This is a genomic window from Novosphingobium mangrovisedimenti, assembly GCF_025153475.1.
In the GTDB taxonomy this organism is placed as follows: domain Bacteria; phylum Pseudomonadota; class Alphaproteobacteria; order Sphingomonadales; family Sphingomonadaceae; genus Novosphingobium; species Novosphingobium mangrovi_A.
Genome location: NZ_JANZXA010000040.1, coordinates 1 through 2,625 on the forward strand (window position 1 = coordinate 1; position 2,625 = coordinate 2,625).

General features: G+C 63.4%; 2 protein-coding genes. Both read left to right on the plus strand.

Annotated features, from left to right (window positions below):
* The first annotated feature begins 183 nt into the window (after positions 1 to 183).
* Complete coding sequence (gene istA, locus NZK81_RS21290) at positions 184 to 1,689, plus strand: IS21 family transposase (protein ID WP_419181730.1); 1,506 nt, start codon at positions 184 to 186, stop codon at positions 1,687 to 1,689.
* Positions 1,686 to 2,543 carry an IS21-like element helper ATPase IstB gene (gene istB, locus NZK81_RS21295; protein WP_260047971.1) on the plus strand — a complete coding sequence of 286 codons (858 nt, stop codon included), beginning with the start codon at positions 1,686 to 1,688 and terminating at the stop codon, positions 2,541 to 2,543. Before istA ends, istB begins: the two co-directional genes overlap by 4 nt.
* The last annotated feature ends 82 nt before the right edge of the window (positions 2,544 to 2,625 follow it).

Here is a 2,625-nt window from a genome sequence, read left to right on the forward strand (position 1 = left end):
CTGTCGCGCGACATTCAGGTTGAGAAAGCGCGACAAACAAGATGAGAATGCTGCGTTCCGGGATTGGCGAAGGGCGTAGCCCGTAGCCGATCCCGGAACGCAGGAGGCGCCTTTTGAAGGGTGCCTGTGATGGTCGTGGTGGCCGCTATGCATTGGGTTTTCCCGGGGAGGAGGACCTGGCGTGTGGCGGGCCGACACATCAACGATCATCAGGTGAGACTTTTCATGACCCACAGACGTAACGATCCCGTGGCCCTGGCGGCGGCCAAGGCCGGTTTCAGCCCGGCGACGGGCTATCGGGTGCTGCAGGATGCGCGCCTGCCTTCCCAGCGGCAGGCGCCGCGCGGCCGACGGCGCCCCGATCCGCTATCGGGCATTTTCGAGGAGGTTGTCGTGCCGATGCTGGAGGCCGCTCCCGGTCTTCGTCCTGTCGCGATCTTCGAGGAACTGCGCCGCCGGCACCCGGATACCGAGTTCGGCTCACGACGAACCCTGGAGAGGCGTATTCGCGACTGGCGCGCTCTGAACGGCCAGGAGCGGGAAGTCATCTTCAGGCAGGTTCATGAGCCGGGGCGGCTCGGCATGTCGGATTTTACGTGCATGAACGATCTGGAGATCGCCATCGCCGGGGCGCCCTTGGACCACTTGCTCTATCACTTCCGCCTGCCTTGCGGCGGCTTTGAACATGGGCACGTCATTTTGGGCGGCGAGAGTTTCGTCGCCCTGGCCGAAGGGCTGCAGAATGCGCTCTGGTCTGCTGGCGGAGCGCCCAGGCTCCACCGCACCGACAGCCTGTCGGCCGCCTTCCGCAATCTGGACGCCGATGCGAAGGCCGACCTGACCAGGCGCTATGACGCCCTATGCGCCCATTATGGAATGGAGCCGACGCGCAACAACACAGGCATCGCCCACGAGAACGGTGCGATCGAGAGCGCCCACGGCCATATCAAGGCTGCAGTGAAGGACGCGCTGTTACTGCGCGGGACCACGGACTTCACCGACCTTGCCGATTATCGCCGCTTCATCGACGAAGTCGTGACCGCAAGGAACCGGCGCCATGGTCCCGGCATCGATGCCGAACGCAAGGCGCTGCGATCCCTCCCAAACATGCGGACAACCGATTACGAGGAAGTCCTCGTGACGGTGACGTCCTCGGGCGGCTTCACCCTGCGCAAGGTGTTCTACACGGTCCCCTCGCGCCTGATTGGGCATCGCCTGCGGGTACGCCTTTACGACGACCGTCTCGATGTCTTCATCGGCGGCACGAGGCTCATGACCCTGCAGCGCGGCCGCGCCGGTGTGAACGGTAAGCACGGCCACGTCGTCGATTATCGCCATGTCATTCATTCCCTGCGCCGCAAGCCGATGGCGCTGCGGGGATTGGTCTATCGTGACAGCCTGTTCCCCCGCGCGCCCTACCGCCTCATGTTCGAGCACTTGCTGGAAGCTGTGGGCGAGAAAGAAGCCTGCCGGATCATGGTCGAGCTTCTGGCCATGGCCCACGAGCGCGCCTGTGAGGCCGAGCTCGCCCATATCCTGGAGGAGGACCTGGCAATCCGCAGGATCCCATGCCTGTCGGCACTACGGGCCCGCTTCAGCCCCGACCCCGCCACTTTGCCCGAAGTCGTGGTCGAGATGGTCTCGCTCTCGATCTACGACGGGTTGATCGAACAGGGAGAAGCGGCATGAGCACGGCTCCCATGATCGACGCACAGCGCCTGGGCCTGATGCTGGGTGAACTGCGCCTGCCAACCATCAAGCATATCTGGGGGGATTTTGCGGCCCAGGCGGACAAGGAAGGATGGCCCGCGAGCCGCTTCCTTGCAGCTCTCGCCGAACACGAACTCGCCGAACGCGATCGCCGCCGGATCGGGCGTCATCTTGCCGAAGCCCACCTGCCGGCGGGCAAGACACTGGACTGCTTCGCCTTCGAGGCTGTGCCGATGATCTCCAAGGCCCAGGTCATGGCCCTGTGCGCCGGCGATGGCTGGCTCGATCAGGGTTCCAATCTCATCCTGTTCGGCCCGCCAGGCGGCGGTAAAAGCCATCTGGCGGCGGCGATCGGCCTGGCATTGGTGGAAAATGGCTGGCGAACGCTGTTCACCCGCACCTCCGACCTCGTCCAGCGTCTGCAGGTCGCTCGCCGCGAACTAACGCTGGAATCCGCCATCGCCAAGCTCGACAAGTATCATCTGCTCATTCTCGACGACTTCGCCTACGTCTCGCGCGATCAGGCGGAAACCTCCGTCCTCTTCGAATTGATCAGCGCCCGATACGAACGCAGATCCCTGCTCATCACCGCCAACCAACCCTTCGGTGAGTGGAACCGCGTCTTCCCGGACCCGGCAATGACGCTCGCTGCAGTCGACAGGCTCGTGCATCACGCCACGATCTTCGAGATGAACGTCGAAAGCTATCGTCGGCGCACGGCTCAGGCCCGCCGCACCGGGGCTGGACGTCCTGCCGCCTACACCACACCCAAAGTCCTCGAGACCATCCGCGACAATCAGGATGAGAACGAGGACCTTGCCAGCGACAATTAAAATCGGCACTGAATGACGCGCCGCGACAATCACATTCTCATCCTGATTGACGCGCAATCCTCATCCTGTTTGTCGCGCTACA